Source organism: Dactylosporangium sp. NPDC049140 (assembly GCF_040648435.1).
Window position 1 is genome coordinate 140,592 of record NZ_JBEZDS010000001.1, and the last position, 22,806, is coordinate 163,397.

21 protein-coding genes are annotated in these 22,806 nt (G+C 70.5%); 12 read left to right on the plus strand and 9 right to left on the minus strand.

The window, feature by feature from the left end; genetic code table 11:
- Positions 1-17: 17 nt before the first annotated feature.
- Complete coding sequence (locus AB0B76_RS00615; protein ID WP_360367053.1) at positions 18-2,093, minus strand: flotillin family protein; 2,076 nt, start codon at positions 2,091-2,093, stop codon at positions 18-20.
- Positions 2,090-2,638 (minus strand): hypothetical protein, encoded by a 549-nt coding sequence (locus AB0B76_RS00620; protein WP_360367056.1) that lies wholly within the window; start codon positions 2,636-2,638, stop codon positions 2,090-2,092. The genes AB0B76_RS00615 and AB0B76_RS00620 overlap by 4 nt, the downstream gene beginning before the upstream one ends.
- 227 nt (positions 2,639-2,865) lie before the next feature.
- On the opposite strand from AB0B76_RS00620, the gene AB0B76_RS00625 reads away from it, so the two are divergent.
- The 4 genes from AB0B76_RS00625 to AB0B76_RS00640 all read left to right on the plus strand — a co-directional run bounded on the left by AB0B76_RS00625 (position 2,866) and on the right by AB0B76_RS00640 (position 10,256).
- Entirely contained in the window at positions 2,866-4,590 is a 1,725-nt protein-coding gene (locus AB0B76_RS00625; protein WP_360367059.1) for an RICIN domain-containing protein, read from the plus strand.
- 80 nt (positions 4,591-4,670) lie between these two features.
- The gene (locus tag AB0B76_RS00630) at positions 4,671-7,766 is read left to right on the plus strand and encodes a DUF3427 domain-containing protein (protein WP_360367062.1); all 3,096 of its coding nucleotides are present in this window, start codon (positions 4,671-4,673) and stop codon (positions 7,764-7,766) included.
- Positions 7,767-7,946: 180 nt separating this feature from the next.
- Positions 7,947-8,966: a LacI family DNA-binding transcriptional regulator gene (locus tag AB0B76_RS00635; RefSeq protein WP_360367065.1), complete on the plus strand. Its 1,020-nt coding sequence runs from the start codon at positions 7,947-7,949 to the stop codon at positions 8,964-8,966.
- Between the two features lie 150 nt (positions 8,967-9,116).
- Entirely contained in the window at positions 9,117-10,256 is a 1,140-nt protein-coding gene (locus tag AB0B76_RS00640; protein WP_360367068.1) for a cellulose binding domain-containing protein, read from the plus strand.
- 13 nt (positions 10,257-10,269) lie between these two features.
- Here the strand turns inward: AB0B76_RS00640 and AB0B76_RS00645 are convergent, their stop codons facing one another.
- The 7 genes from AB0B76_RS00645 to AB0B76_RS00675 all read right to left on the minus strand — a co-directional run bounded on the left by AB0B76_RS00645 (position 10,270) and on the right by AB0B76_RS00675 (position 16,289).
- Positions 10,270-10,944, minus strand: a complete 675-nt coding sequence (locus AB0B76_RS00645) for a hypothetical protein (RefSeq protein WP_360367071.1) — start codon at positions 10,942-10,944, stop codon at positions 10,270-10,272.
- A gap of 73 nt (positions 10,945-11,017) precedes the next feature.
- Positions 11,018-11,482, minus strand: coding sequence for a hypothetical protein (locus tag AB0B76_RS00650; protein ID WP_360367074.1), 465 nt, complete (start codon positions 11,480-11,482; stop codon positions 11,018-11,020).
- A 74-nt stretch (positions 11,483-11,556) separates the two neighbouring features.
- Complete coding sequence (locus tag AB0B76_RS00655) at positions 11,557-13,098, minus strand: PH domain-containing protein (protein WP_360367077.1); 1,542 nt, start codon at positions 13,096-13,098, stop codon at positions 11,557-11,559.
- A complete protein-coding gene (locus tag AB0B76_RS00660; RefSeq protein ID WP_360367080.1) occupies positions 13,095-13,598 on the minus strand; it encodes a PH domain-containing protein in 504 nt (167 codons plus the stop codon). Before AB0B76_RS00660 ends, AB0B76_RS00655 begins: the two co-directional genes overlap by 4 nt.
- Positions 13,599-13,655: 57 nt before the next feature.
- A complete protein-coding gene (locus tag AB0B76_RS00665) occupies positions 13,656-14,327 on the minus strand; it encodes a hypothetical protein (RefSeq protein WP_360367083.1) in 672 nt (223 codons plus the stop codon).
- A 10-nt stretch (positions 14,328-14,337) separates the two neighbouring features.
- Positions 14,338-15,990 (minus strand): Hsp70 family protein, encoded by a 1,653-nt coding sequence (locus AB0B76_RS00670; RefSeq protein ID WP_360367086.1) that lies wholly within the window; start codon positions 15,988-15,990, stop codon positions 14,338-14,340.
- 62 nt (positions 15,991-16,052) lie between these two features.
- Positions 16,053-16,289, minus strand: coding sequence for a PspC domain-containing protein (locus AB0B76_RS00675; RefSeq protein WP_360367089.1), 237 nt, complete (start codon positions 16,287-16,289; stop codon positions 16,053-16,055).
- Between the two features lie 196 nt (positions 16,290-16,485).
- Here AB0B76_RS00675 and AB0B76_RS00680 point away from each other — a divergent pair, with 196 nt between their 5' ends.
- The 8 genes from AB0B76_RS00680 (at position 16,486) to AB0B76_RS00715 (ending at position 22,532) form a co-directional block, all read left to right on the plus strand.
- Positions 16,486-17,142 (plus strand): MOSC domain-containing protein, encoded by a 657-nt coding sequence (locus AB0B76_RS00680; protein ID WP_360368650.1) that lies wholly within the window; start codon positions 16,486-16,488, stop codon positions 17,140-17,142.
- Positions 17,143-17,322: 180 nt separating this feature from the next.
- A complete protein-coding gene (locus AB0B76_RS00685; protein ID WP_360367092.1) occupies positions 17,323-18,228 on the plus strand; it encodes a hypothetical protein in 906 nt (301 codons plus the stop codon).
- A 147-nt stretch (positions 18,229-18,375) separates the two neighbouring features.
- Positions 18,376-19,122 carry a DEAD/DEAH box helicase family protein gene (locus AB0B76_RS00690; RefSeq protein ID WP_360368653.1) on the plus strand — a complete coding sequence of 249 codons (747 nt, stop codon included), beginning with the start codon at positions 18,376-18,378 and terminating at the stop codon, positions 19,120-19,122.
- A complete protein-coding gene (locus AB0B76_RS00695) occupies positions 19,010-19,243 on the plus strand; it encodes a metal-sensitive transcriptional regulator (protein WP_360368656.1) in 234 nt (77 codons plus the stop codon). The genes AB0B76_RS00690 and AB0B76_RS00695 overlap by 113 nt, the downstream gene beginning before the upstream one ends.
- A 101-nt stretch (positions 19,244-19,344) precedes the next feature.
- On the plus strand, positions 19,345-19,653 hold the full coding sequence (locus tag AB0B76_RS00700; RefSeq protein ID WP_360367095.1) for a rhodanese-like domain-containing protein: 309 nt from the start codon (positions 19,345-19,347) through the stop codon (positions 19,651-19,653).
- 33 nt (positions 19,654-19,686) lie between these two features.
- Positions 19,687-21,081 carry an MBL fold metallo-hydrolase gene (locus tag AB0B76_RS00705; protein ID WP_360367097.1) on the plus strand — a complete coding sequence of 465 codons (1,395 nt, stop codon included), beginning with the start codon at positions 19,687-19,689 and terminating at the stop codon, positions 21,079-21,081.
- A 17-nt stretch (positions 21,082-21,098) separates the two neighbouring features.
- Positions 21,099-21,686, plus strand: coding sequence for a rhodanese-like domain-containing protein (locus AB0B76_RS00710; protein WP_360367099.1), 588 nt, complete (start codon positions 21,099-21,101; stop codon positions 21,684-21,686).
- A 69-nt stretch (positions 21,687-21,755) separates the two neighbouring features.
- Entirely contained in the window at positions 21,756-22,532 is a 777-nt protein-coding gene (locus tag AB0B76_RS00715; protein WP_360367102.1) for a sulfite exporter TauE/SafE family protein, read from the plus strand.
- The last annotated feature ends 274 nt before the right edge of the window (positions 22,533-22,806 follow it).

Sequence of the window (22,806 nt, forward strand, 5' to 3'; positions counted from 1 at the left end):
CGCCGCCACGCCGGCGGTCACTGCTGGGCCGCCGCCAGCGCCGCGACCGGCTTGTCGGCGATGCCGAGCTGCCGCGCCGTGTCCAGCAGGTCACGCAGCTTGTCCCGGTCGGGCCCGCCCCGCTGGATCTGCTGGACCAGGAACGCGGACAGCGTCAGGTTCGACACGTCGGCGGTGCTCAGCGAGCCGAGCAGCCGCCCGAGGTCCCCGACCAGGTCGCCACCGCCGTTGAGGTACGAGGCGCCGACCGTCTGCACGACGTCGGAGTGCTGCACGAACCCGTCGATGCTCTTGCCCAGGCTGATCGAGCCGAGCAGCTTGTCGAAGAAGACGCTGTCGCCGCCGACGATGTCGATGTTCGCCTTCTCCAGGCCGGCGGCCAGCACGAGCGCCTGCTGCTCGGCGACCTGCCGGTGCACGTCGATGCCGGCGAGGCGGACCTCCTTCTCCGTCTCCAGGCGCAGGCGGTACTCCTCGTGGCTGCGGGTCGCCTCGTCCATCGCGGCGAGCGCGGCGGCCTTGTCGTTGAGGCCCTCGGCCTCGCCCTTGAGCTTGTCGCGCAGCGCGGAGGCCTGGGCGGCGCCCCGCTCCCGCTCCACGACGGCCTCGGCGAGGCCGGCCTTCTCGATCGCCTCGGCGGTCGCGACGGCCTTCTCCCGCTCGACGGCCGCCTCGGCCCGGCCGATCTTCTCGATCGCCTCGGCGTTGCGCTCCCGGACCTGCACGTCGGCGAGGCCGGCCGCGGCCGCCTCCGCCTGCGTGCCCTCGGCCAGCCGGATCTTGGCGCGCGCCTCCAGTTCGGCGGTCTGCTGCCGGGCCTCGGCGAGCACCAGCTCCTCGCGGGCCCGGAACTTCGCGGCCTGCTCGGCCGCCTCGGCCGCCTTGATGTCCTTGACCAGGCTCTCCTGCGCCTCGGCCTCGGCCTGGATGACGACGGCCTGGCGGGTGCGCTCGGCCTCCTCGACCACCCGGAGCCGCTTGATCTGCTCCTCCTGCTCGGCGACGGTGCGCTCGACCGCGATCCGCTCCCGGACGACCTCGGCGATGGCCCGCTTCTCGGCCTCGACCTCCTTGTTCTTGGCGATCGTGGTCAGCTCGGTCTCCCGCTCCCGGGAGATGACCTCGAGCATGCGGTCCTTCTCGATCCGCTCCGACTCGATCGCGAGGACCCGCTCGCGGTTCTTCTCGGCCACGGCGATCTCCCGCCGCTTGTTCTCGTGCTGCACGCCGACCTGCTCGTCGGTACGGATCTCGGCGGTCTGCGACTTGAGCCGTTCCTCGGCCCGCACGCGAAGGGTCTCGGCCTCCTCGCGCGCCCGCATCGTGGCGACCTCGCGCTCCTGCTTGATCTCCGCCTCGGCCTGCCGGCGCTCCAGCTCGAGCACCGCCTCCCGCGCGTCGACGTCCTGCCGTTTGATTTCCTTCTCTTCATTTCGCCGGTACTCGTTCGTGCGCACGTGCTCGATCGCGGTCAACTCGGTGATTTTCCGAATGCCCTGCGCGTCGAGAATGTTCGCGCTGTCGAGGCTGGCCAGCGGGGTCTGCTCGAGAAAGTCGATGGCGGCGTCTTCGAGGCTGTACCCGTTGAGGTCGGTACCGATCACCCGGACGATCTGGTCCCGGAACTCATCGCGCTTCGTGTAGAGGTCGACGAAGTCCAGCTGCTTGCCGACGGTCTTGAGCGCCTCGGAGAACTTGGCGTTGAACAGTTCCTGCAACGTCTCCTGATCGCTGGCGCGAACGGTTCCGATCGCCTGCGCGACCTTGATGACGTCCTCGGTGGTCTTGTTGACCCGCACGAAGAACGTGATCCGGATGTCGGCCCGGATGTTGTCGCGGCAGATCAGCCCTTCCCGCCCGGTCCGCTCGATCTCGATCGTCTTGACCGAGATGTCCATGACCTCGGCCTTGTGGAGTACCGGAAGGACCACGGCCCCGGTGAAGGTGACATCGACCTTGCGCACCTTGGAGATGATGAGCGCCTTGCCCTGTTCAATCTTGCGGAACAGCCGGCTGACGGCGAGCAGCACACCGACCACGACGAGCACGGCCACGCCGAGCGCAATGAGAAAGCCGGTGGTGATGACGGTCATGAAGTCTCCCTCTGTCCGGGGTGGGGAATGACCCAGAAGAACTCACCGTTCTGGTCGTACTCATAAATCACCGCGGGGCTGCCCGCGGAAAAGCTGTCGGCGCCGGTCTGGCGCACCTGGACGATCGCGCTGGACCCGTCGGCGGCGGTGACCTCGGCCTGGCCGAACGTTTCGGTGACGGTGCCGGTGCGGATGACGCAGGTACGCCCGACAAATGCTGTTCGCGAGTCGCCGGTCGTGGTCGGAAAAAGCCGTCGCAGCGGAAGGACGGCCAGCAGGCCCGCGAAGAGGGCGGCCAGCAGGACGACCCCGCCCAGCACCGGACCGCCGAGGACCGTCATGGCGGCCAGGCTGACGAACCAGCCCACCGTCACGACGACCGATACCGCCACGGTGACCGGCATTCCGCCGAGTCCGATGTCAACCGCTTCGAACGCCTCGATGTCGGCTCCACCGAAAAGAACGGCGACCCAGTACAAAACGACTAAAGCGAGGAGAAAGGTGAACAGGAAGGTCGGGAACTCGAATACCGCGTCGAGAAACATCGGGCCGCCCCATCCCCCTTCACCCGTTCGGGGGAATGGTGACAGGCGCCGTCAAGACCCACGACTCGCCACAGCCGGCGCCCATAACACTTTTCCGGAGTTTCCGAGTTTCCTTCCGATGTGACAGTAACCGGCCTTGACATGCCGATTCATGCCCTCTTAGCGTCAAGGCAATCGATTTCCTAGTTTCCTTCCCGGGACGGACATCGAACGGAAGGACAGCAAGCATGCCGCAGACCGTCCGAATCCCCCGAGTCCTGGCGCTCACGGTGGCCGCCGCCATCGCCGTGGTGTCCGCCGGCTTCGTGCTCAGCCCGGCGTCGGCCGCCACCGCCGCCAACACCCTCGTCGTCGACGCGAGCCAGACCCTGCGCCCCGTGACCCACGTCGCGACCGGAAGCCTCTACGGGCTCGCGAACGCGACCCAGCCCACGGTGTCGCTGGCCCAGGCGATCAAGCCGAACACGTTCGTCCAGATGCCCGCGGGCGGCCGCCAGCAGCCCACCGGCGACATCTCGGTCGTGGCCCCGACGGCCGTCAGCACCGGCGCCAAGCTCGTCAACCGCCTCTCCGACTACTACGCCGGCTGGCCGTACCAGTTCAGCTGGAGCACCTGGACACCCTTCATCAACTCGCAGATCAACACGATGAAGGCTTCGTCGTACTACAACAGCATCTCCGCGTACGAGCTGTGGAACGAGTCCGACAACACCTGGAACTCGGCGAACGGCACCTACGAGAGCTTCTGGACCACGACGTTCCGCCAGGTCCGCTCGCTCGACCCGAACAAGCCGATCCAGGGCCCCAGCTTCTCGGACAACATCGGCGACATGCGGAACTTCCTGCAGAACGCCGTGGCCACGAACACCGTGCCGGACGTCATCGCCTGGCACGAGCTCACCCGATCCTCCAAGATCGCCGGCGACGTGGCCACTGTCCAGGCCATCGAGGACCAGCTCGGCATCAGCCGGCGCCCGATCGCCATCGAGGAGTACGCCGCACCGGGCGAGGTCGGTCTTCCCGGCCCGCTGGTCGGCTACGTCGCGAAGTTCGAGCGCCTCGGCGTGCGCGACGCGGAGCTCGCCTTCTGGAACCAGTCCGGCACCCTCGGCGACCTGCTGACCGCCCGCGGCGGCAGCCCGAACGCCGCCTACTGGCTCTACACCTGGTACGCCGCGATGAACGGCAACATGGTCGTCACCACCCCGCCGGCCCAGACCGGCATCGACGGCTTCGCCGCCGTACCCTCGAGCCGCAACCAGGTAAGCATCATCGCCGGCGGCTGCAACGGCTCGTGCGCCGTGACGGTCAACGGACTCAACGCCCTCAGCCTCGGCAGCACGGTCAGCGTGAAGGTCGAGCAGACGGTGTCGCTGGGCCGCACGGTAGCGTCCTCAGGCCCGAGCACCGTGTCAACGACGACCTACACGCCGTCCAACGGCTCGATCTCGGTCCCGATCACCATGGCGACCAACAACGCCTACCGCATCACGATTACTGCCGGATCCGGCGGTACCCCGACCGACCTGGCAGGCACGTACCGGATCACGAACGCCAACAGCAACCTGCGCCTGGACACCCTGAACGCCGGGACCGCCTGGGGCACCTCCGTCGTCCAGTCCACCGCCGGCGGCAGCACGTCACAGATCTGGACGCTCGTGTCCGTCGGCAACGGGCAGTACAAAATCGTCAACCAACTGAGCAGCCTGGTCCTGGGCATCCAGAACGCCTCCACCGCCCAAGGCGCGACCGCCCTCGTCTGGGGCGACACGGGCACCACGGACCACCTCTGGTCGGTGGACTCCGATGGTGCCGGCCACTACAAAATCCGCAGCGTGAACAGCGGTCTGGTCCTCGGCGTAACAAACATGAGCACCAGCTCCGGCGCCCAGGTCCTGCAGTGGGGCGACAACGGCACGGCCGATCATCTCTGGACGCTGGCCAGAGTCTGACGCCGGCCATCGATTCGGCCTCGGTGGCGTCGCCCAAGCGGGCGGCGCCACCGAGGGCGCCGGTAGGGCAAACTGTTGCGGTGGTTGATCAGCTGCCGAGCGGACTGTACGAGGTCGTTGTCACCAAGGCCCTCGAAGGACAGCTCGCCAACGTCGACACCGAGCTGATCCGCCGCCAGAGCCTGCGCTCGGCGGAGGCCGCCGACCGAATCGCGCAGTTGCTCGCCCGGCAGGTCGAGCGGGCCCTCGAGGCGGTTCCCGAGGAGGACCGCGTCGCCATCGGCGTCGAGGTGGCCCAGCAGCTGCTCGCGTCGCTCGGCGCTCGGCTGCCGAAGACCGAGCCGACCGCGGAGGGGCCGCTCCCGCCGGGCCACATCCTCCACGCGATCGGCGTACGCCGTCCCGACGGCTCGGTCCACACGGCCGGTCGGCCGCTCATTCCGCTGCTGGACACCACGCTGCTGACGAACGCACCCGGCGAGCCTCGGGTCGGCAGCCAGATCCACACCGAAATCGCCTCGGCGGACGGCGTCGACGTGGTGATGGCGTTCATCCGCACGAGCGGCATCCGGCCGCTGCTCGAGGCCCTGCGGGAGCATTGCGCGCAAGGCAGGCGGCTCCGTGTGCTGACCACGACGTACACCGGATCCACCGAGGCGAAGGCCCTGGACCTGCTGGCCGAGCTCGGCGCCGATGTCCGGGTGTCCTACGACTCCTCCACGACGCGGCTACACGCCAAGGCCTGGCTGTTCCACCGGCACTCCGCCTTCAGCACCGCCTACGTCGGCTCGTCGAACCTCACGCACTCCGCCCAGGTGGCGGGCCTGGAGTGGAACGTACGTGTCTCCGCCGCCCGCAACCTCGACGTCGTCAAGAAGATCGAGGCGGTCTTCGACAGCTACTGGCAGGGCGGCGATTTCCTTCCGTACGTCCGCGACGACTTCCTGGCCGCCCTCGACCGCGAACGCCAGCCGCCGGGACGCGTCCTCACCGTCCTCAGCCCGCTCGAGGTCCGCCTCGAGCCGTTCCAGGAGCGGATGCTCGAGCTCATCGAGCTGTCCCGCTCCCGGGGCCAGCACCGCAACCTGCTGGTGTCGGCGACGGGCACCGGCAAGACGGTCATGGCGGCCGTCGACTACGCCCGGCTGCGGACCACGCTGCCGCGGGCCCGCCTCCTGTTCGTCGCCCACCGCGAGGAGATCCTCGAGCAGAGCCTGGCGACGTTCCGGCAGGTGATGCGCGATTTCACCTTCGGCGAGCTCTGGGTCGGCGGCGCCCGGCCGACCGCCTTCGAGCACGTATTCGCCTCGATCCAGAGCCTCGCTGCCGCCGGCCGCGAGCACCTCCAGCCGGACCACTTCGACGTCATAATCGTCGACGAGTTCCACCACGCCGCGGCCGCGTCGTACGGCTTCATCATGGAGGAGCTCGAACCCCGCCAGCTGCTCGGCCTGACCGCGACCCCGGAACGCGCCGACGGCCTGCCGATCCTGCACTGGTTCGACGATCGCATCGCCGCCGAGCTCCGCCTCTGGGACGCCATCGAACAGCACCGCCTGGTTCCGTTCATGTACTACGGCATCCACGACGGCGTCGACCTGCGCGACGTTCCCTGGCGCCGCGGCCACGGCTACGACGACACCGCACTCACCAACGTCTACACCAGCAACGACGCCTGGGTCCGCTTCGTCTACCAGCAGCTCGCCGCGCACGTCGACGACGTCGCCACCGTGCGCTGCCTCGGCTTCTGCGTCAGCATCGCCCACGCGAAGTACATGGCCGCGCAGTTCCAGAAGCTCGGCGTCGCCGCCATAGCCGTCGTCGGAACAACAGCGGACGCCGACCGCCGCGCGGCCCTGCGGCAGCTCGAGGACGGTACCGTCCAGGTGGTCTTCTCCGTCGACCTCTTCAACGAGGGCGTCGACGTCCCCGCCGTCGACACGCTGCTCATGCTGCGCCCAACCCAAAGCGCCACCCTGTTTCTGCAGCAGCTGGGCCGCGGCCTGCGCACCGCCAAGCGCAAGACCATGTGCACGGTCCTCGACTTCGTCGGCACGCACCGGCGCGAATTCCGATTCGATCGGCGGTACCGGGCGTTGCTCGGCGGCAGCCGCCGAGACCTCGAACGATCAATCACCGACGGCTTCCCGTTCCTGCCTGCCGGCTGCCACATGGAGCTCGACCGGATCGCCCGGGAGATTGTGCTGCGCAGCATCCGCGACGCCATCCCGTCCCGCTGGCCGCTCAAGGTCGACGAGCTCCGCGCCCTCGCCCAAGGCCGCCCGGCCGTCACGCTGGCCGAGTACCTCACCGAAACCGGCCTCGAGGTCAGCGACATCTACGCCGGCAACCACAGCTGGTCGGAGATGCGCCAAGCCGCCGGCCTCGCCATCGCCGACCCCGGCCCCCACGAGCAGGCGCTGCGCCGCGGCATCGCCCGCATGCAGCACATCGACGACCCCCAGCGGCTGCATGGGTACCGGGCGCTGCTCGGCCGGCCGCAGGCCTCCGACGTCGACGCGCTGCCGGCCGGTGAACAGCGCCTCTTGCGGATGCTCCTGGCCAACCTCGCCGACACCGTGGTGACCAAGCACGACTCGCTGCTGTCCGCGGTCGATCTGGTCTGGTCGCATCCTCAGGTGATCGCCGAGCTGGACGAGCTGCTGCACGTCCTTGGCGACGCCCCGAATCACCTGCAGCAGCAGGCCCTGCCGAACATTCCGCTGCAGGTGCACAGCCAGTACACCCGCCTCGAAATCCTGGCCGCGGTCGGCGAGGGCACCGGCGTGAAAACGCCGCAATGGCGCGAGGGCGTCTACGACGCCAAGGCCGCCGGCGCCGACCTGCTGGCCTTCACGCTGGACAAGACCAGCGGCGACTTCTCGCCCACGACGCGGTACCGCGACTACGCCATCAGCCGCGACCTGATCCACTGGGAGAGCCAGTCGACCACGGGCGCCGACAGCCCGACCGGACGCCGGTACCGAAATCATGTGTCGATGGCGCGGTCGATCCTGCTCTTCGCCCGCACGCGCGCCGACGATCGCGCGTTCTGGTTCCTCGGCCCCGCCACATACGTCGACCACCAGGGCGAACGCCCGATGGCGGTGACGTGGCGACTGCAGACCCCGCTGTCCGGCGACCTGTTCGCCGCCTTCGCCGCCGCCGTCGCGTGAGGCCCGTCTACGCAGTCAGGCAACGGCCGTCGGGCAGCTTGCCCTGTAGGCCGTAACCGCCCCCACTACCGACTAGTCAGTGTCAACTAATTTCTCCGGCATGCATGGCATGTTCGGCCACCTCGTACGCTGGGCGTGCGTCGTCGATGTTGCGACGGCGCGCCGACGAAGGGACGGGTCATGGCGACAGCGGCGGGGCCGTCCCGTCGGCGGCCCACCCTCGCCGAGGTCGCCGCGCGCGCCGGCGTGTCGATGACCGTCGCGTCCCGCGTGATCAACAACGCGCCGCACGTCAGCCACGACAAGCGCAAGGCCGTGGAGAAGGCCATCCGCGACCTCGGGTACGCCCCCAGCCGCAGCGCCCGCGCGCTGGCCACCCGCAAGAGCGGCCTGGTCGCCCTGGCCGTTTCCGGCGACGATCCCGCCCTCTTCGCCGATCCGTTCTTCGCCCACGTCATCGTCGGCATCTCGGCCGCCCTGGAGGAGACCGACCTGCACCTGCTGCTGTGCCTGGCGGCGTCGGGACGGTCCCAGGCCCGGTTCCAGGGCCTGCTCGGCACGCGCGCGGTCGACGGCGTCATGCTCCTGGCACTACGCGGCGACGATCCGCTCGCACACATCGTGGAGCGGGCCGGCCTGCCCGCCGTCTACGGCGGCCGGCCGCTGCACGGCGAACCCCGATGGTTCGTCGACGCGGACAACCGCGGCGGGGCGAGGAAGGCCACCGAGCACCTGATCGGGCTCGGACGCACCCGCATCGCCGCCATCACCGGCCTGCCCGACACCGAGGTCAGCGAGGCCCGCGACCGCGGGTACCGCGACGCGATGGCCATCGCCGGCCTGAACCCGCCCGCCGTGGCGGCCGGCGACTTCACCGTCGCCGGCGGCGCCGCGGCGATGACGGCCCTGCTGGACGCCGGCGCCGACCCCGACGCGGTGTTCGTCGCCAACGACAACATGGCGGCGGGCGCGGTCCGGGTGCTCCGCGAGCGCGGTCGCCGGGTGCCGGACGACGTGGCCGTCGTCGGGTTCGACGACCTGGAGATCGCGGCCCGCACGGATCCACCGCTGACCACCGTGCACCAGCCGGTCCGCGTGCTGGGCCAGGAGATGGCCCGCATGCTCACGGCGCTGCTGTCCGATCGGGAGCCCAGCCCGCTGATCCTGCCGACGCGCCTGGTGGTTCGCGACTCGGCCTGAAAGTTTCGCCTCCGGCCGCAGGTGCCACGTCCTCCCGGCGCCTCCTCGTTGCCCGCCGCTGGTTGGAAGCGCTTCCATATTGACTTAGCTGACGATCCATTACTTCGGCTGACGTCATTCCCGGAAGTGGTTCCACGCCTGGAGGATCACATGAGACGACCGTCCATCGTCGCCGCCGCCGCGCTCCTCGCGGTCGGTGGCGCCGTCGCCATCGCCCTGGCGGCGCCGCCCGCCAGCGCCGACACCCAGATCTGCGCCAAGTACGGGTCGACGTCCATCCAGGGCGGCCGGTACATCGTGCAGAACAACGTCTGGGGCGACGACACCACCCAGTGCATCAACGTCACGAGCACCGGCTTCGCGGTCACGTCGGCCGTACACAACCTGCCGCAGAACGGTGCCCCGGCCGCGTACCCCTCGGTGTACGCCGGATGCCACTACGGCGCCTGTACCTCCGGCAGCGGCCTTCCGCTGGCGGTGAGCGACAGCCGGTTCGGCACGATCTCGACGAGCGTCGGGATGTCGTACCCCAACAACGGCAGCGTGTACGACGCCTCGTACGACGTCTGGTTCGACCCGACCCCGCGCACCGACGGCCAGAACACCGGCGCCGAGCTGATGGTGTGGCTCAACAAGACCGGTTCCGTGCACGCCGCCGGCTCACAGGTCGGCACGGTCAACATCGCGGGCGCGAACTGGGACGTCTGGTACGGCAACTACGGCTGGAACGTCGTCTCCTACGTGCGGCAGGGTTCCACCTCGTCGCTCAGCTTCAACGTCTCGTCCTTCTACCGCGACATGGTCAACCGCGGCTACGCCCAGAACTCCTGGTACATCACCAGCGTGCAGGCCGGGTTCGAGCCCTGGGTCAACGGCACCGGCCTGGCCGTCAACAACTTCTCCTACAGCATCGGCGGCGGCCCCACCACCGGCTCGCCGAGCCCGAGCTCCACCGGCGGCGGCAACGGGAACGCAAGCTGCCGGGTCTCCTACACGAAGTCGGAGTGGGCGGGCGGCTTCACCGCCAACGTCACCGTGACCAACACGGGCACGACCGCGCTCAACGGTTGGTCCCTGGGCTTCTCCTTCCCCGGCGACCAGCACATCACAAACGCGTGGAGCGCCACCGTGAGCCAGAGCGGGTCCGCCGTGACGGCCACCAACGTCGGGTACAACGCCCAGATCCCGCCCGGCGGCAACACGTCGTTCGGATTCCAGGGAACGTGGGGCTCGAACGACAGCAACCCCACGTCCTTCCGGCTCAACGGGGCCACCTGCACCAACGGCTGACCGGCGGGCGCCTCTACGCGCTCAGGCAACGACCGTCGGGCAGCTTGCCCTGCAGGCCGTAACCGCCACCACCGCGCGGCACGGCTTCGTAGCCGACGAAGCAAGCCTCGGCGATCGGCACGCCGAACATGATCGTGCCGCGCGGTGCCGGATCGTCGGCCCGCGCGGCACGGACCGTGCCCCCCGGGTACCCGGCCCGGTCGAGGGACACCCTGATCGCCTCGACGAACGACGGCACGTCGGCGGCGGGATCGCCGGTCGAGAGCGCCCGGTTGCGCACCCCCCGATCCGACCGGACCGGCACCGGCAGCCCCTCGCACTCGGCGAATCGCCCGGACGGCGCCTGGCCGAGCACATCGGCGCAGGACAGCGGCGTCTGCACCGCGCGCTCCGCCTTGCGCATGTCGGCGTCGAGCCGGTCGCGCTGCTCCTGCGTCAGGTCGCCGCGCCGGGCGACGTCCGCGACGTAGCGGTCGCAGTAGCCCTGGTCGCCGGCTTGGCCCGCATACATGCAGGAGATGTACTTCGGCGAGCGCGGCGGCACCGCCGGGGAATCGCCGAGGCGGCCGATGACCAGCGCGCTCACCCCGCCGAGGAGGGTCAGCACCGCTGAGGCCGCGAGCGCGATGATCCCCCAGCGCGGCTTCCCGGTGGTGCCGCCATCGTCAACCGTCTCTGGCTCGGCCATGCGGGCAGTCTGCCAAAACCCGGCGGCCGGCGAGGCCCCGTCCCGGTCTCGACCGGCGGATCGCCGGCCGCGGTCACGACGTGTGCGCGGGATCGGCCACCGTCGGCGTCCGGCCCTCCTTGTAGGCCTGACGCGCGTCGACCAGGAACTCACGCGAGAACATGGCCGACAGCACGGCAATACCACCCCGGTGCACACGGACCTCACTCTGACGCAGCTGCCCGGTGAGCACGATCCGCCGGCCACCGCCGCCCTTGGGCGCCTCGCCGTCCTTGACCCGGCCACGACCGATACGCAGCAGGTCCCAATCCTCGACGACCGCGTCATCGTCGACCAGCAACTTCGTCATGGCGTGCTCAAGGTCGAGGTCGATGGTGATGTCACCGGCGGGGATGTGCGGCGACCGCAGGTCGAGGACCGCGACGCCACGGTGCGCCCGCACCTGGAAGTGCCGCTCCGCGGTCCAGTTCCCGAGCCGCTTCGTCACCGCGTGGTTCGCGGCGATCCGGACCGGGCTGATGGTCTGCACGTCGTTCATGAGAGGGGTCCCTTCCAACGCTGCCTGCCGTACTGGTTGACTCCAACTATTCACTACCAACTAGTCAGAGTCAACTATTCGGCGACGACGAACTGCTCCAGCAGGCCCGGGACCGCGGCCCGCGCCAGCCGCAGCGCCTCGTCGGCGGGCACGTCGAGCACCGGGTACCGCTGATTGCCGCCCGCCGTCGTCGCGACCAGCGTGGCCAGGCCGGCCCGGCGCTGGAAGAACGTCTCGCGGATGTTCCAGCCGATGACAGCGTCGGTGCGCAGGATCGCGCGCCGGCGCACCACGCTGCCGTACCGGCTGATCAGGGCCCCGTCCGCGATCGCATGACCGAGGCTGGCGGAGCGGTCGGCGGCCAGCAGCACGGCGATCGGCAACAGCGCCAGCGACGCCACCACCGCCCACCACGGCAGCCGGCCGGACCACCCGAGCAGCACACCGGCGACAACGATCAAAGAAGCGAAGAGCAAGGCTCGGGTGTACCGCCGGCGCCGCGCCCGCGGGCCGTGCGGCGTGAGCGGCGCGGTGATCGCCGCCGAGTCCCCGAGCACGAGCGCGGCCACCCGGTCCGCCTCCGCGCGCGGGGCGGGCGGCAGCAGCAGCGAGCCGCCCCGCTCGGCCCCGCGACCGACCCGCAGCCCGGTCGCGATCCCCAGCACCCGCGCGCCGCGCACGGTACGCAGCAGCAGCGGCTCGCTGACCTCCACGCCGCGCAGCCGGCGCTCCTCGATCGTGGTGGACCGGGTGGTGATCAGGCCGCGCCGGACGTGCAGGGTCCCGCTCGGGTGGCGGGTGAGCCGGAAGCCCCAGAACGCGAGCACATAACCGACCGTGGACGCGATCGCCACGAACACCACGGTGGTGGCAAAGACCTCCAAAATCGCAAGCGGCAGCGGTACCGACGACAGCTGATCGATGCCGCGCCGCACAACCCCGATCTGGGTCACGTTGACGTGGCCCTCGTTCACGAAACGCTGCCCGAAGGCCACCAGCACGCCGATCGCGACCAGCCCCGACAGTGTGAACGGCCCGTAGCGCACCCACGCCGGGTCGAGCCGGGCCAGCTCGATCTCCGGGTCGGCCTTCTCCGGGCCGGCCTCGGCGGTCGCCGCCGTCGCGGGCGCGGCGGTGTGGTGCAGCAGCTCGCGGTGGAGGTTCTCGGCCGCGGCGGCGCCGACCCCGTCGAGCTTGACGCCCTCGTTGCGCTTGTCGGTCTGACCGGTGCCGACGGTCACCCGGGCCAGCCCGAGCAGCCGGTGCAGCAGGTGGGCGCTGACGTCGACGGTGCGCACCCGGTCGCGCGGCACGGTAAGCACCCGGCGGCGGAAGAAGCCGCGGCGCACCTGCACGTGGGTCGCGGTGATCCGGTACGAGGTGGTGAAGTACCGCAGAATCCCCAGCCCCATGGCCACGGCCCCGGCGAGCAGGCCCCAGTAGCCGTGCCGGCCGCCCTGCAGGCTGGCGAAGATCAGCCCGGCGATCGCCGGCAGCAGGCGGATGGCCTCCTGCACCGGATGGACCAGGAGCATCCGCGGGCTCAGCCGGCGCCAGCCCTCCTTGCCGTCGAGGCTGGTCTGCTCGGTCGTGGCGATCGTGTCGACGGAGGTCACGTGGCATCCCCGGTGCTCTTGGCGACGCGGGTCGTCAGGTCGGACACGAGGCGGTCGGTGTCGGCGGCGGCCAGCCCATGGATCTTGATCGGCCCGGCGGCGGAGGCGGTGGTGACTGTGACGTTGGCGAGCCGGAAGAGCCGCTCGATGGGCCCGCGCTCGCTGTCGACCGTCTGCACCCGGGAGATCGGCGCGATCCGCCGCTCCACGCTGATCCAGCCGGTCTGGGTGTAGACGGCGGTGTCGGTCGCCTCCCAGCGGTGCACCCGATAGCGCCAGCGCGGCATGATCGCCAGGTGCGCGGCCGCGAGCACCAGCCAGGCCACCGCGACGGCGACGTGCGGCGTGACCGGCCCGTCGTCGTTGAGGTACCAGATCACCTGGGGCGCGACGAGCACCACCCACAGCACCGCGGCTTTCGTGGCCCAGTACCAAACCGCCCGCGGGCTTACCCGATGCGCCGGCGGCCGCAGCCGGACCTGTTGTTCTTCGACATCCACGGTTTCCACGATCCCATGGAGCCGCCGTTCCCCAGGGTGTCGTTTGTCATCGGTCGTTCAGTACTGCATGACGCAATAAACGACCGTCGGGTGCGTGAACGAATACCACCGGTTCCATTTGTAGTCCCGCGTGCAGTTGTTGCCGTTGGTCCCGCCGGGCACGATGTCGACGATGTGGACCGTGCCCTTCGCCTTGCACGCCGAGGCGGCGACGACCCAGCCGGGCCCGCTCGGGAACTGGTAGCAGTAGTTGCGCACCAGGTACAGCTCCAGGCAGAGCCGGTAGCCGGACTCGGTGATGTAGGGCGACTCGGGATCGGAGCAGGTGTGGCCCGAGTAGTCGACGGACAGAACCCGGTAGGTGCCGCTGGAGCCGTTGCAGTTCCCCCGCCCCTCAAAGGTTCCGACCGAGTCGAGGGCGATGCAGTCCCCGACGCTGACCGGCGCCGGCGGCGGAGCGGCGCGCGTCGTCGGTACAACGGCCGGCGCTGTGTAGGTGTCGGTCGGATAGGGATCACGGGTCGCGACCGACACGGGCGACTGGCCCTCCGCCTCCGAGTGGCTCTTGTCCTTGAAGTAGAAGAAGCCCACCCCGGCCACGCAGACGCCGACCAGGCACAGCGCGAGCAGTCCCCCGATCACGCCGATGATGAGCCCCGTGTTGCTCTTCGGCTGCGGTGGCGGGGCGCCGGGGTAGCCGAAGGGACCCGGCGGAGGAGGCAGCGTCACCCCGGGAGTGTTACATAGATCGTCCATACTGTTTGCCCGGCCCGGCCGCCCGGCGCCACGGGAGCAGCGCGGCCAGATTGCCCCCCAGCAGCAGTGCGAGCAGCACGAGCGTCAGCCAGAAGCCGGCGCCCGTCCCCACGAAGTCGCGCGCATCCTTCCCGGCGGGCACCGCGCTCTGCTCCCGAACCCGCTCGGCGAGCCGGCTCACCACCAGCGCCTGCCCGGCGACCAGCGACAGCCCGGCCAGCGCCCCCAGCCCCGCCACGACCGCCCGGCGGCGCCGCGGCCGGGCCAGCATCAGCGCCGCGACCAGCGCAACGCCGACCACGACCAGCGCGCCCACGTACAACGGTTGCGGCCCGAGCCGGTCCTCCCGCCACTCGCCGGCCGGCCGCAGCTGATCGGCCGCCACGTCGGGCCGGCCGCCCAGCGCGAGGTCGAGCCCGTTGTACTTCGTCGTCCCGCCCGGCCGGGCGTGCCCGTAGCCGTCCGGCAGCCCGCAGGAGACGGTGGCGAACGGCAGCACGAAACACAGCAGCGCCAGCACCAGCGTGACTGGGCTGAGCCACCTCCGCCGCAAGGTCGTCGAGCCGGATGCCGTCGTCACCCGCTCGCCGGACGCGGCCGCCGCCGGAACATGTATCGCCCCCTCGGCGGCCACCGTCTCGGGCCGCTCGGCCACAGTGGGCGCCACCCCGAGGCGGGCGTGCAACAGCCGCCCGAGCAGCGGCATCCGGCTGCCGCCCCCGACCAGGAAGACGCCGGCCAGCTCGTGCGGGCCCAGCCCCGCCTCCGCCACCAGCTCGGCGGCGACGTCGACGACCGGGGCCAGCAGCGGCGTCGCCACGGCCTCGAGCTCGTCGCGGGTCAGGTGCAGATCGGCCGCGTACCCGGGCACGTGCACCGGCGCGACGCTGAGCCGGGAGAGACTCTCCTTGGCCGCGCGCACCTCCTGCCACAGCATGAGACGGTCGCGCCGATCCGCGTTCGTCACCGGCACCGCGAGCCGCTGCCACGCCTCGGGCGCCGCGCCGGACACCAGCCGGCCGAGAAGGCCGACCAGCGCCGCATCGACGTCCAGGCCACCGACGTCGAGCCCGCGCTGCGCGACAACGGAGCGGGCGGCAAGCTCGACCAGCGCAACGTCCGCAGTACCCGCGCCGACGTCGACGACGAGCAGCGCGCCGTGCGGCGGGAGCTCCTGGTGCAGTACCGACGCGTAGTAGACGGCGGCCGCGATCGGCTCGCTGACCAGCGTCACCGCGCCGAGCCCGGCCCGCTCGGCGGCCGCGGTGAGCACCGCGCGCCGCGACGCGGCCCACGTACTCGGAACGGTCAGCACCGCCGGCCCGGCCGGCCCGACCCGCTCGACGACCGCCAGCAGTACCGCGGCCAACAAGTCGGGAACGGCAACCGTGTGCGAGCCCAGCAGCACCGTCCCGTCGTCGACCCGCCGCTTCGGATTCGGCTCGAACGCCGCCGGATCGGCGCGCGCGAGCCGCTCCGCGTCGTTGCCCGCGATCAACGCCCCGTCCGCGCCGGCGTACACGGCCGACGGCAACTGTTCCCGGCCGTCGAACAGCAGCGGACGAACCTGCCCGTCGGCCCCGCGGAGCACGGCGACGGTATTGGAGGTGCCGAGATCGATGGCGAACGGGTACACGAACGCAACGTACGCCGACGCCCCGGACGATGGCGCCCGGGGCGTTTCGTTTACATCGAGCCTTACGCGATCGGCGCTTCCGGAACGATCGGCGTGACCGGCGTCGCCACGGTCTCGGCCGGCATGAGAATCCAGAGCACCGGGTAAATCAGGATCTGCGTGCCGGGAATGGCGAGCAGGATCAGCGCGAACAGCAGCCGAGCCGGCCAGGGGTCGATCCCGAACCGTCGTCCGAGCCCGGCGACAACACCGCCGAGCACCCGGCCGTGCGTCGGACGAACCAGGCCGTACTGCCGCATCGAGCCGTAGACGGTTTCCATTTTTCCGCGCTCCCTTGTCGAGGTACCACATCTGATGCATTAATCATGGGCGCCGAGCGGTCCGCGGGCATCGGGGACAGACCCCGGCCCGCCCCTGGCATCGCACCCGGAGCCCGCCTACGGGTCGCCCGAAATTGTGCGGCGAGTATCGACGTGGGCGGTTAGGTTTGCGGACGTGAGCAGGATTGTTTCGGTAAACCTGGCGGTCCCGGAGCCCAACCCGGCCAAGCGCGTAGGCATCACCGGCATCAACAAACAGCCGGTCGACCGCCTGGTCGAGGTACGCGCCCCGGGCCCGAAGACAACCGGCCTGCACAGCGGCCTGATCGGCGACCAGATCTTCGACGTACAGAACCACGGCGGCGACGACCAGGCCGTCTACGCGTACGCGCGCGAGGACTACGACTGGTGGCAGGCTCGCCTGAGCCGCCGCCTGCCGAACGGCATCTTCGGCGAAAACCTGACCACCGAGGACCTGGACGTGAACGGCGCGGTGATCGGCGAACGCTGGCGCATCGGCCCGACCCTGATCCTGCAGCCAACCTTCGGCCGCATTCCATGCGCAACGTTCCAGCACAAAATGGGCGAGCCCCGCTGGGTGAAAACCTTCACCCGAGCCAACCGCCCGGGCGCGTACCTGCGCGTTGTGGAACCGGGCGCGATATGGGCCGGCGATCCGGTGACGGTCGAAGATCGTCCGGCGCACGGGGTGACGATCGCGCAGGCCTTCCGGGCGTACACGACCGCCCCGGAACTACTGCCCGAACTGATCGAGACCGAAGGCCTGCCCGACGACCTGCGCGAGTCCCTCAGAAAGCGCCTGCCCCGGTGAAGGTTGTTTACCTGACGGATTTCCGTCGTACGGCGCCAATCCGCACTCCGTGACATCCGCGCCCACCCTCGACAACGCCTGTCAATCCTCGGGGGTTGCCGGAACCGGCACGCCGTGCACGGGTGGTCCCGCCCGCCCTCGTGCCAGACTCAGCACACGGCGAGTGGCTGGGAGCCCCGAATGGACGCTTCGATCGATCGGTACCTGCATCGCGTCGACGGGGTGGCCGCGGAGATATGGGTGCCACCAAGCCGCGGTCAGTTGTTCTGGCTCCGTCACGCACCCACGCTGTTCGCGCCGGCCGTGGAGGGCGGCAGCCGGCTCGCGCGCTGGTGGGCCATCGCCACCGTCACGCCCAGCACGAACATCACGGTGCTGAACCTGCGGTACCAGGCGTATCTCAACCTGATCTTCCACCGGACCCGGCTGGCCAAGATCGGGCACGCGGTTTGCATGCCGCTCATCGTGGCCTCGATGCTCGCGGCGTGCTGCGCGCTGCCGCTCGGGTCGCTGCCGGTCAACGCGTCACTGCCGGCCGCGGCGGGGCTGTCGGCCTGGTGGCTGTGGTGGGCGATCAAAGAGCGCGACCCGCTGTGGGGCGCGAGCGGCGTGCTGCTGGTCGCGGCCGTGTACGCCCTCGCCAACGCCGCCTACGCGCTGCGGCCGCACACGATCGCCGGGTCGGCGCTCCTGGCGCAGCCGCTGGCGTGGGTGGTGCTTGGTTCGGTACTGCAGGCCGCCTCGCACGCGCTCGAGCCGCTGCCGCCGCGGGTGACCCGGTCGCCCCGCTGGGTCCCGATGAGGGAGTACCTGTTCGGCGCCGAGGGCAGGCGCAATTCGCGGGCGACCACGGCACGCCGGGTCGGCCACCTCGCCGCCCAGACGGCCTTCGGCACCGTCGACGAGCTGGTCGCCTCGCCGCGGCTGCTGCCGGTACTGCTGCTGGACCTGCTCTGGCGGCTCGGGCACGACCCCGCCCGCCGGGCCGCCTGGCGAGCGCAGGCGACGCAGGCGTTCGCCAGCGGCAACCCGGGCCTCGACTTCATCGGCATCGGCGGCGCCACACCGCTGCGGATTCCGGCCTGACGCACCTGGTCCGGGGCGATCTCTGACGCGACTCGGGTCCATCCGCCGCTACCTGTCGTGGTGCACGCCGAGCTCGGCGCCGCGCTGAGCCTGGACGCGACCCAGCTGACTCCCGCAGCTCTGTCGACGTTCAAGCACGCCGCTTCCATGGCCAACCCGAAGTTCTACGAGCTGCAACGGTTGCGCAAATCCACCTGGGACACGCCACGGTTCGTCCGCGGGTACGACCTCACCGTCGACGATCGCCTGACCCTTCCCCGCGGGCTGCGGCACGCCGTCGAGGGGATCGTCGAACGGGCCGGCTCACGCCTGGCCATCGTGGACGTACGAACCCCAGGCCGCGAGATCGACGTCACCTGCACCGCAGAGCTCGATGCCACGCAGAGCACGGCGGTCGGCGCGTTGCTCGCGCATGACGACGGTGTCCTCGTCGCCCCGCCCGGATCGGGCAAGACCGTCATGGCCTGCGCGGTCATTGCCGAACGGGCCGCGGCAACGCTGGTGCTCGTCGACCGCAAGGCGCTGGCCGAGCAGTGGCGTGCCCGGATCGAGCAGTTCCTCGGCATCAAGACCGGGGCAGGTCGGTGGCGGCCGGCGCAAGCTCAGCGGGGTTCGATGCCACCCTCCGAAGGTACCCCTGGGGGTACGTTCGGCAGAAGGTCGGGGGACCCTAGCCATCGGTCGCACGTGGCTAACGCAGCCCCGGGTACCCCCTGGGGTATGTTGGTTGCGGAGGTGGGTGCACATGGAGATGGGTCCGGTCCTGCTCAAGGATGCGCTGATCCGTTTGAAGCGTGCGCAGGGGCAGCTCGGCGCGGTGATCGCAATGATCGAGAACGGCGAGGATTGCCAGCGGGTCCTCACCCAGTTGGCCGCCGTTTCCAGCGCCGTTGACCGGGCGGGCTTCAAGATCATCGCCACGGGCATGCGGGAATGCCAGGCCGCCCGCGGACGGGGCGAAGAGCCGCCGATGAGCGAGGAAGAGCTCGAGAAGCTGTTCATGTCGCTGTCCTGACCTCGAGGCCATCACCCACCAAGGGCGTGACCTCGGCAATGTCATGGCAGGAGTCCGTCTATCGCATACCCCCAGGGGTATATGCTGTGAGGAGTCGAACGATGACCGTGCGAGAGATCCGGGTCGATCAGCTGCGCCGCGACGGCGGTGCCGTCGTGCTGCTCGATGTGCGCAGCCCGGGTGAGCACGCCGATGGTCACCTGCCGGGCGCGGTGAACGTGCCTCTCGACCGCCTGGACGCGGTCGCCGCCCGGTACGCCGGGCAGGACGTGGTGACGGTGTGCCGCTCCGGCGCCCGCAGCCTGGTCGCCGCGCGAATGCTGGCCGCGGCCGGCGCCCGTGTGCAGTCCCTGACCGGGGGCACCGAGGCCTGGCGGCAGGCCGGGCACCCGATCGAGACCGGCCGCTGACCACAAACCGCAAGCGAACGAGGAGACAGAGCAGTGACTGACTTGAGCGTGGAGGTCGTGCAGACCTCGTCTTTAGGCGACCGCAGCTACCTGGCCCACGACGGACAGGTGGCGGTCGTCATCGACCCGCAACGCGACATCGACCGCATCCTGGCCCTGGCCGGCCAACTCGCCGTCCGCATCACCCACGTCGCCGAGACCCACCTGCACAACGACTACGTCTCCGGCGGCCTCGCCCTCGCCCAGTTGACCGGCGCGACCTATCTGGTCGCCGCCGACGACCACGTCGGCTTCGAGCGCCGGCCGGTGACCGACGGCGACGAGATCGCCATGTCGGCGCGGATGCGGCTGCGGGTCGTGGCCACGCCGGGCCACACCTTCCACCACGTGTCCTACATTCTCGACGGCAGCGACGGACCGGTCGGCGTGTTCACCGGCGGATCCCTGCTGTTCGGCACCACCGGCCGCACCGACCTGCTCGGCAAACAGCACGCCCACACCCTGGCCGGATACCAGCACGCGTCCGCGCGCCGGCTGGCCGACCTGCTGCCCGACGGCGCACAGGTATGGCCGACCCACGGCTTCGGCAGCTTCTGCTCCGCCACCCAATCCGACGCCCCAGAGTCGACCATCGGCCGGGAACGCACCGCCAACCCGGCGCTGCGCCTGGAAACCGACGACTTCGTCCAACAGACCCTCGCGGGCCTCGACGCCTACCCGGCCTACTACGCGCACATGGGCGCCCGCAACGCCGCCGGCGCCGACCTGATCGACCTCACCCCGGTCGCCGTCGCCGACCCGGCCGAACTGGCCCAGCGGATCACCGACGGCGAGTGGGTGGTCGACCTGCGCTCCCGCAAAGCGTTCGCGCACCGCCACCTGACGGGCACCCTGAGCTTCGGCCTCGACGGCCCCATGTCCACCTGGCTCGGCTGGATGGCGCCATGGGGAGCGCCGATCACCCTGCTCGGCGACAGCGAACGGCAGGTCGCCGACGCGCAACGCGAACTCGCCCGCATCGGCATCGACCGGCCCGCCGCCGCGGCCACCGGCAGCCCTGAGCAGTGGGCTGACGGCGACGAAACCCGCCTGGCCGAACTCACCACGGCGACCTTCGCCGACCTGGCCGCCGCCCGCGCCGGTTCCCCGCCGCACAGGCTGCCCGGCGTCGACGTGCTGCTCGACGTTCGGATGACCAACGAATGGCGCACCGACCACATCGACGGCGCCGTGCATATCCCGCTGCCCGACCTGCCGCACCGCCTCAACGAGGTGCCCGCCGGAACGGTGTGGGTGCACTGCGGCTCCGGCTACCGCGCCGCGGCCGCCACCAGCCTGCTGCAACGCGCCGGCCGGCAGGTCGTGCACATCGACGACGCCTACCCCGCCGCGGCCGACGCCGGCCTGCTCATCGTTCCCGGAAACTGACAGGAGCACCCGACCGTATGACCACGCCCACCGGCACCCCGGCCAGCCTCGACGTCGCCACCCTGCAACACCTGATCGCCACCGGCAGCGCGCCCCGGCTGATCGACGTGCGCACCCCGGCCGAGTTCGAGACCGCGCACATTCCCGGCTCCTACAACGTGCCATTGGATCTGCTGCGCGAGCACCGCGACGAGCTCCGCGCCCATCTCGACGAGCAGGTCGTGCTCGTCTGCCGCTCCGGGCAACGTGCCACCCAGGCCGAACAAGCCCTCGCCGGCGCGGGCCTGCCGAACCTGCGGGTCCTCGCCGGCGGCATCACCGCCTGGCAGACAGCTCAGGCACCCGTAACGGCTGGCACCCCACGGTGGGACCTCGAGCGACAGGTGCGACTCGTCGCCGGCAGCATCGTCCTGCTCGCCGTGCTCGCCAGCACTGTGGCCGAACCGTTGAAGTGGATCGCCGCGCTCGTCGGTGCCGGCCTCACCTTCGCCGCGCTGACCAACACCTGTGCCATGGGCATGATGCTGGCTAAACTGCCGTACAACCGCGGCCCTCGCACCGGCCTCGACCAGGTCGTCACCGCCCTGGTCACGGACCGGCGGTAGAGCCATGCCATGCCAGCCCAGCACGTGCTCCCGGTCAGCCGGTGCGGGCCGGCCGGGACGAGGCCAGGCATGATCGCCGCGATCGGGTTCGGCGCTCTCATCGGCATTCTGCTCGGCCTGCTCGGCACTGGCGGCTCTATCCTCGCCGTCCCCGCCCTCGTCTACGGCGCCGGCCTCACCCTGGCCGCCGCCGTGCCCACCTCGCTGCTCGTGGTCGGCATCTCGTCGGCCACCGCCCTGCTCCCTCGCCTACGGGCGGGCCTGGTGCAGTGGCGCATCGCCGGCATCGTCGGCGGCACCGGCGCCGCAGCGGCCTTTGCCGGCGCCGCCGTCAACCGGCTCCTCGACCCCCGCTTCGTGCTGGTCGGCTTCGCCGCCCTCATGATCACCGCCGGACTACGGATGCTGCGCGACACCGACGACTCCGGCGGCGACTGCGCCCTGCCCGGCGGCGGCATCAACTGGCGCGGCTGTCTACCCAAATCCATCGCCGCCGGGCTCGCCGTCGGCTTCCTCACCGGTCTGTTCGGCGTCGGCGGCGGCTTCCTCATCATCCCCGCCCTCATCCTGCTGCTCGGGCTGACCATGCCCACCGCCGTAGCCACCTCACTGCTCATCATCGTCATCAACTCAGCCGCCGGCTTCGCCGCCCACGCCGGCGAGGCCCCCATCGACTACGGCATCACCGCGGCATTCATCGCCGCCGCCATCACAGGCTCTCTGGCCGCCGCTCGGATCGCCAACCGTCTGCCGACCCGCAGGTTGCAGCGCGGGTTCGCCTACCTCGTGTTTGCCGTTGCCGCGTTCGTCGCCATCCAAGCGGTCGTCAATCCGGCCGCGGCCTGACTCCAGGTAACGAGGGGCCGGGATGTGTGGTTGTCGGCGTGAGATCCCGGCACCCGGCGCTCGCCGCGCCGTCGTGATCGAAGTCGTGTGCCGGTCGCCCGGACAGTCGCCCGGACGACCACGGGACGACTTCGATCAACCCGCCCATGATCGAACATCCGCTGCCGAGGATTCGGGTGGCCGTACAGGCGTCCCGGTCGCACGCGGCGAACACAGCCGAATCCACTGTGGATTTCCGGCGACACAGCGTCGTCTCGATGGCCGCCGGCGTCGG

Bases quoted from the DNA above. Each gene is read 5' to 3' on its own strand.
- AB0B76_RS00635 (WP_360367065.1), top strand. From the start codon at position 7,947: ATGGCGACAGCGGCGGGGCCGTCCCGTCGGCGGCCCACCCTCGCCGAG.
- AB0B76_RS00715 (WP_360367102.1), top strand. From the start codon at position 21,756: ATGATCGCCGCGATCGGGTTCGGCGCTCTCATCGGCATTCTGCTCGGC.
- AB0B76_RS00700 (WP_360367095.1), top strand. From the start codon at position 19,345: ATGACCGTGCGAGAGATCCGGGTCGATCAGCTGCGCCGCGACGGCGGT.
- AB0B76_RS00675 (WP_360367089.1), bottom strand. From the start codon at position 16,289: ATGCGGCAGTACGGCCTGGTTCGTCCGACGCACGGCCGGGTGCTCGGC.
- AB0B76_RS00690 (WP_360368653.1), top strand. From the start codon at position 18,376: ATGGCCAACCCGAAGTTCTACGAGCTGCAACGGTTGCGCAAATCCACC.
- AB0B76_RS00625 (WP_360367059.1), top strand. From the start codon at position 2,866: ATGCCGCAGACCGTCCGAATCCCCCGAGTCCTGGCGCTCACGGTGGCC.
- AB0B76_RS00710 (WP_360367099.1), top strand. From the start codon at position 21,099: ATGACCACGCCCACCGGCACCCCGGCCAGCCTCGACGTCGCCACCCTG.
- AB0B76_RS00640 (WP_360367068.1), top strand. From the start codon at position 9,117: ATGAGACGACCGTCCATCGTCGCCGCCGCCGCGCTCCTCGCGGTCGGT.
- AB0B76_RS00620 (WP_360367056.1), bottom strand. From the start codon at position 2,638: ATGTTTCTCGACGCGGTATTCGAGTTCCCGACCTTCCTGTTCACCTTT.
- AB0B76_RS00615 (WP_360367053.1), bottom strand. From the start codon at position 2,093: ATGACCGTCATCACCACCGGCTTTCTCATTGCGCTCGGCGTGGCCGTG.
- AB0B76_RS00650 (WP_360367074.1), bottom strand. From the start codon at position 11,482: ATGAACGACGTGCAGACCATCAGCCCGGTCCGGATCGCCGCGAACCAC.
- AB0B76_RS00645 (WP_360367071.1), bottom strand. From the start codon at position 10,944: ATGGCCGAGCCAGAGACGGTTGACGATGGCGGCACCACCGGGAAGCCG.
- AB0B76_RS00685 (WP_360367092.1), top strand. From the start codon at position 17,323: ATGGACGCTTCGATCGATCGGTACCTGCATCGCGTCGACGGGGTGGCC.